This window comes from Pseudoduganella sp. RAF53_2, assembly GCF_052113985.1.
Lineage (GTDB): Bacteria > Pseudomonadota > Gammaproteobacteria > Burkholderiales > Burkholderiaceae_D > Rugamonas.
Genome location: NZ_JBFRDW010000440.1, coordinates 1 through 6,215, shown reverse-complemented (window position 1 = coordinate 6,215; position 6,215 = coordinate 1). Strand labels below are relative to the sequence as shown.

Here is a 6,215-nt window from a genome sequence, read left to right as displayed (position 1 = left end):
GCCACGCTCCTTGGCTGAATATGCGGCATTTTCGCGTAAAGACAAGGGCAAAATAGCAATCTATTCGGCCGGATTCTTCAAACCGCGGCCTAATAAGAAGATTTCTGAGGATTTATCCCGGCTGGCCTTCGGTTTTTTCTGAATGACTGTCTTGAATTCCGACCTGAATTTCTCCACGATCTGGCTGAATCCCAGATCCTTGAAACATTTGACCAAAAGCGCCCCACCCGGTTTCAGGTGGTGCTGAGAGAAATCAATTGCCAGGTCAATAAGATCTTCCATGCGGGCCGCGTCCGCGACCGAGATACCGGACAGGTTTGGGGCCATGTCGGACAAAACAAGGTCTGCTTTGCGGCCCTGCAGCACCTCGGCCAGCTGGTCCAGGATTTCCTGCTCGCGGAAGTCGCCCTGGATGAAGTGCATGTCGGCGATCGGCTCCATCGGCAGGATGTCCAGGCCAATGATGGTGCCGTGGATGCCGCCGCCTTCCTTGCCCGCCAGCTTGCGGCGGGTGTACTGGCCCCAGGAGCCAGGGGTGCAGCCGAGGTCGACGATGACCTGGCCCGGCTTGATCAGCTTCTCGTCTTCGTCGATCTCTTTCAGCTTGTACGCGGCGCGTGCGCGGAAGCCATCCTTCTGGGCGGCGCGCACGTAAGGGTCGTTGATATGGTCGTGTAACCAGTTTTTGTTTATTTTGTTCTTAGCCATTAGCGTAGAATACTGCCTTTAAGAGAACCACTAGAGAACTAGCAAAAAAATTATGTTGAACCTGACTCCTGTCGAGCGCAGCGCTCTGCGCGCAGAAGCCCACGGCCTGAAGCCCATCGTGATGGTCGGCGAAGCCGGCCTGACCCCTGCCGTCATGAAGGAAATCGAGCTGGGCCTCGATTCCCACGGTCTGATCAAAGTCCGCGTTTTCGGCGACGACCGCGAAGCGCGCATCGAAATGTACGAAACCATTTGCGCGGAGCTGGATGCGGCGCCTGTGCAGCACATCGGCAAGCTGCTGGTGCTGTACCGTCCGAAGAAGGATGCCGAGAAGACTGCTGCCAAGTCCGGCAAGGGGGTCAGACCCAAGGGTCTGACCCCGATACGCGGCGGCAGCGGGCTGGGGTCTGACCCTTGGGTCTGACCCGATTTTAGGGTTACTGCTTCCAGACCAGCCAGCCGGCCAGCAGGCTTTGCACCAGGAAAATCACACTCGAAATTCCGTGCAGCATGCCGAAGCGGTTCTTCACTGCTTCATCGGCCAGGCCGGTGGAACGCAGCTCGGCCATCATCGGCTGCAAGCCAAAATGRCTGACCACGGTGCACATCACCATCGCCACGATCAGCAGCAGCACGGTGCGGCGGCGGCGCGGCGTCCAGTCCGGCGTTGCCAGCCACAGCAGCAGCCCCATCGCCACGCCGCAGCCCAGCGACAGCATTGCCTCCGCATGGAACAGGCTGCCGGCAATGGTGCCGGCCAAGATGCGGTCGTTCAGTGTCGCAAACAGGGTCGGCGCCACCAGGTAGCCGACCGCCCACAGGCTGCCGGCCCACAAGGCAGCGACCAGCAGGCGTACTTTAGGCAGCAGCATCAAATGTAGCGCACTTCCAGGATTTCGTATTCGCGCGGACCGCTTGGGGCCTGCACTTCCACCACGTCGCCGGCGTATTTGCCGATCAGGGCGCGGGCGATTGGCGAGGTTACGGAAACCTTGTTCAGTTTCAGGTCGGCTTCGTCGATGCCCACGATCTGGTAGCTCACTTTCGCGCCGGAATCCAGGTCTTCCAGATCCACGGTGGAGGCGAACACCACGCGGCCTTCCGCGTCCAGGGTGGACGGGTCCACGATCTGGGCCGAGCTCAGCTTGCCTTCCAGTTCCGCGATGCGGCCTTCCACGAACGCCTGGCGCTCTTTGGCGGCATCGTATTCGGCGTTTTCGGACAGGTCGCCGTGCGAACGCGCTTCAGCGATCGCGTCGATAACAATACGGCGCTCCTTGGTCTTCAGCTGGTGCAGCTCTTCCTTCAGCAGCTCGGCGCCAAATTTAGTCAGTGGAACTGTGTTCATGTTCTGTCTCTTGTTAAATTGCTAAAAAGCACAGAGCCCGCGCCATGCTTCAGCGCGGGCTCTGTAATTAGGTTGTTACTGCGTACTGCTTACATTACCTTAGTTTAAAGACTTATGCAGGCCTTGTAAATCGTACACGCGCAACTCGTCCAGATGGCGGATGCCGGCAACGGCCGCCTCGGCGCCAGCGATCGTGGTGTAGGTGGTCACACGGGCTGCCAGCGACGAAGTACGGATATTACGCGAATCGTTGATGGCAGTACGTTTCTCTTCAACCGTGTTGATCACCAGGGCGATCTCGTGGTTCTTGATCATGTCGACCACGTGCGGACGGCCTTCGGACATCTTGTTGACCGCGGTGACCGGAATACCGGCCGCCGAGATCACGGCCGCAGTGCCCTTGGTCGCCACCAGGGTGAAGCCGGCATCGACCAGGTCCTTCGCCACTTTCACGGCGCGCGGCTTGTCGGAGGCTTTCACGGACAGGAAGACCTTGCCCGACTTCGGCAGCTTCACGCCCGCGCCCAATTGCGACTTCACGAACGCTTCCGCGAAGGTCATGCCGACGCCCATTACTTCACCGGTCGATTTCATTTCCGGGCCGAGGATGGTGTCCACGCCAGGGAACTTCACGAACGGGAACACCGCTTCCTTCACGCTGTAGTAAGGCGGCACCACTTCCTTGGTGATGCCCTGCTCCGCCAGCTTCTGGCCGACCATGCAGCGTGCAGCGATCTTGGCCAGCTGCAGGCCGGTCGCCTTGGACACGTAAGGCACGGTACGCGAGGCGCGCGGGTTCACTTCCAGCACGTACACGACATCCTTGCCGTCCTGCTTCTGGATCGCGAACTGCACGTTCATCAGGCCGACCACGTTCAGGCCCTTGGCCATCAGCGCAGTCTGGCGCTTCAGTTCATCGATGGTTTCCTGCGACAGCGAATAAGGCGGCAGCGAGCAGGCGGAGTCGCCCGAGTGCACGCCGGCCTGTTCGATGTGTTCCATCACGCCGCCGATGAAGGTGGTGTCGCCGTCGGAGATGCAGTCCACGTCGCACTCGATGGCGTCGTTCAGGAAGCGGTCCAGCAGCACCGGCGAGTCGTTCGACACCTTCACCGCTTCGCGCATATAGCGCTCCAGGTCGCGCTGCTCGTGCACGATTTCCATCGCACGGCCGCCCAGCACGTAGGAAGGACGCACCACCAGCGGGTAGCCGATTTCCTGCGCCAGCTTCAGCGCTTCTTCTTCGGTACGCGCGGTACGGTTAGGCGGCTGACGCAGTTCCAGGTCCTGCAGCAGCTTCTGGAAACGCTCGCGGTCTTCGGCGGCGTCGATCATGTCCGGCGAGGTGCCGACAATCGGCACGCCGTTGGCTTCCAGGTCCAGCGCCAGTTTCAGCGGGGTCTGGCCGCCGTACTGCACGATCACGCCGACCGGCTTTTCCAGGTCCACGATTTCCAGCACGTCTTCCAGCGTCAGCGGCTCGAAGTACAGACGGTCGGAGGTATCGTAGTCGGTCGACACGGTTTCAGGATTGCAGTTGACCATGATGGTCTCGTAGCCGTCTTCGCGCATTGCCAGCGCAGCGTGCACGCAGCAGTAGTCGAATTCGATACCCTGGCCGATACGGTTCGGGCCACCGCCCAGCACCATGATCTTTTTCTTGTCGGTCGGGTTGGACTCGCACTCTTCCTCGTAGGTCGAGTACATGTACGCGGTGTTGGTCGAGAACTCTGCGGCGCAGGTGTCGACGCGCTTGTACACCGGACGGATGCCCAGTTCGCGGCGCTTGTTGCGGATTTCGGTATCGGTAGTCTGCAGCAGGTAAGCCAGGCGGCGGTCCGAGAAACCCTTCTGTTTCAGTTTGAACAGCGTGGTCTTGTCGATGTTTTCCAGCTTCTGGGTGTCCATCCACAGTTCCAGGTCCACGATCTCCTTGATCTGGATCAGGAACCACATGTCGATCTTGGTCAGGTTGTGCACTTCCTCCAGGGTGAAGCCCTGCGCAAATGCATCGCCCACGTACCAGATACGCTCAGGACCTGGCTCGCCCAGTTCTTCTTCCAGCGTTTCGCGGTCGGTGGTTTTCTGGTTCAGGCCATCCACACCCACTTCCAGGCCGCGCAGGGCTTTCTGGAAAGATTCCTGGAAGGTGCGGCCAATCGCCATCACTTCACCCACGGACTTCATCTGGGTGGTCAGGCGGTCGTCGGCGACCGGGAATTTTTCGAAGGCGAAGCGCGGCACCTTGGTCACGACATAGTCGATCGAAGGTTCGAACGACGCCGGGGTAGCGCCGCCGGTGATTTCGTTGCGCAGTTCGTCCAGGGTGAAGCCCACGGCCAGTTTCGCTGCCACTTTGGCGATCGGGAAGCCGGTGGCTTTCGATGCCAGTGCCGAGGAACGGGACACGCGCGGGTTCATCTCGATGACGATCATGCGGCCGTCTTTCGGGTTGATCGAGAACTGCACGTTGGAACCGCCGGTGTCCACACCGATCTCGCGCAGCACCGCCAGCGAGGCGTTACGCATGATCTGGTATTCCTTGTCGGTCAGAGTCTGTGCCGGRGCGACGGTGATSGAGTCGCCGGTGTGSACGCCCATCGGGTCSAKGTTYTCGATCGAGCASACGATGATGCAGTTGTCCGCSKTGTCGCGSACCACTTCCATCTCGTACTCTTTCCAGCCCAGCAGCGATTCTTCGATCAGCAGCTCATTGGTTGGCGAGGCTTCCAGGCCGCGTTTGCAGATGGCTTCGAATTCTTCTTCGTTGTAGGCGATACCGCCGCCGCTGCCGCCCATGGTGAAGGACGGACGGATGATGGTCGGGAAGCCCACTTCGCGCTGCACGGCCCACGATTCTTCCATCGAGTGCGCCACGCCGGAACGTGCCGAACCCAGGCCGATCTTGGTCATCGCGTCCTTGAACTTGGCGCGGTCTTCGGCCTTGTCGATGGCTTCCGGCGTTGCGCCGATCAGTTCGACCTTGTATTTATCCAGCACGCCGTTGCGGTGCAGGTCCAGCGCGCAGTTCAGCGCGGTCTGGCCGCCCATGGTCGGCAGGATCGCGTCCGGCTTTTCCTTGGCGATGATGCGCTCCACGACTTGCCAGGTGATCGGCTCGATGTAGGTCACGTCCGCCATTTCCGGGTCGGTCATGATGGTCGCCGGGTTGGAGTTCACCAGGATGACCTTGTAGCCTTCTTCACGCAGGGCCTTGCAGGCCTGTGCGCCGGAGTAGTCGAATTCGCAGGCCTGGCCGATGATGATCGGGCCGGCGCCAATAATCAGGATGCTTTTAATGTCTGTACGTTTTGGCATTTATTTCTTCTCCGCGGCTTCCATCATGGTGATGAAGCGGTCAAACAGGTAGGCGACGTCGGTCGGGCCGGGCGATGCTTCAGGGTGGCCCTGGAAGCAGAAAGCCGGCGTGTCAGTGCGGGCAAAGCCTTGCAGCGAGCCGTCGAACAGCGACACGTGGGTCACGCGGCAGGTGGCAGGCAGCGTGTCCGCATCCACAGCGAAGCCGTGGTTCTGCGAGGTGATCATCACCTTCTTGCTGTCCAGGTCCTGTACCGGGTGGTTGGCGCCGTGGTGGCCGAACTTCATCTTCAGCGTTTTCGCGCCGGAAGCCAGGGCCATGATCTGATGGCCGAGGCAGATACCGAAGGTCGGGATCTTCTTGGCCAGGAATTCCTTGGTGGCGGCAATCGCATAATCGCATGGCTCAGGATCGCCAGGACCGTTGGACAGGAACACGCCGTCCGGGTTCAGTGCCAGCACGTCGGCGGCGCTGGTCTGCGCAGGAACCACGGTGACCTTGCAGCCACGCGATGCCAGCATACGCAGGATGTTGCGCTTCACGCCGAAGTCATAGGCGACCACGTGGAACTTCGGATTCTCGACTTTGCCGTAACCTTTGCCCAGTTCCCACTCGGTTTCGGTCCATTCGTAGATCGATGGCACCGACACGACTTTCGCCAGGTCCATGCCGTTCAGGCCCGGGAAGTTGCGCGCCAGCTCAACGGCTTGTGCGACGGATGGCTCATTGCCTTGCGTGCCCACCAGGATGGCGCCGGCCTGCGCGCCCTTTTCACGCAGGATGCGGGTCAGCTTTCGGGTGTCGATACCGGCGATGGCGACGATGTTCTCGGCCTTCAGG

At 60.4% G+C, this 6,215-nt stretch carries 5 protein-coding genes and 1 pseudogene; 1 reads left to right on the top strand and 5 read right to left on the bottom strand.

All coding sequences use genetic code 11. From position 1 onward, the window contains the following. Positions 1–60 precede the first annotated feature (60 nt). On the bottom strand, positions 61–708 hold the full coding sequence (locus AB4Z11_RS22350) for an RlmE family RNA methyltransferase (protein ID WP_442027752.1): 648 nt from the start codon (positions 706–708) through the stop codon (positions 61–63). Between the two features lie 52 nt (positions 709–760). Here AB4Z11_RS22350 and yhbY point away from each other — a divergent pair. After that, a pseudogene (gene yhbY / locus AB4Z11_RS22345) lies at positions 761–1,072 on the top strand (ribosome assembly RNA-binding protein YhbY); the annotation flags it as partial. A gap of 73 nt (positions 1,073–1,145) precedes the next feature. Here yhbY and AB4Z11_RS22340 read toward each other — a convergent pair. The 4 genes from AB4Z11_RS22340 to carA all read right to left on the bottom strand — a co-directional run. Then, positions 1,146–1,580 carry a DUF4149 domain-containing protein gene (locus tag AB4Z11_RS22340; RefSeq protein ID WP_442027751.1) on the bottom strand — a complete coding sequence of 145 codons (435 nt, stop codon included), beginning with the start codon at positions 1,578–1,580 and terminating at the stop codon, positions 1,146–1,148. After that, positions 1,580–2,056 (bottom strand): transcription elongation factor GreA, encoded by a 477-nt coding sequence (greA, locus tag AB4Z11_RS22335; RefSeq protein WP_442027750.1) that lies wholly within the window; start codon positions 2,054–2,056, stop codon positions 1,580–1,582. Before greA ends, AB4Z11_RS22340 begins: the two co-directional genes overlap by 1 nt. Before the next feature lie 99 nt (positions 2,057–2,155). Continuing rightward, entirely contained in the window at positions 2,156–5,374 is a 3,219-nt protein-coding gene (gene carB / locus AB4Z11_RS22330; protein WP_442027748.1) for a carbamoyl-phosphate synthase large subunit, read from the bottom strand. Further along, positions 5,375–6,215: glutamine-hydrolyzing carbamoyl-phosphate synthase small subunit (gene carA / locus AB4Z11_RS22325; RefSeq protein ID WP_442027746.1), on the bottom strand; the 841-nt coding region annotated here is incomplete at its 5' end.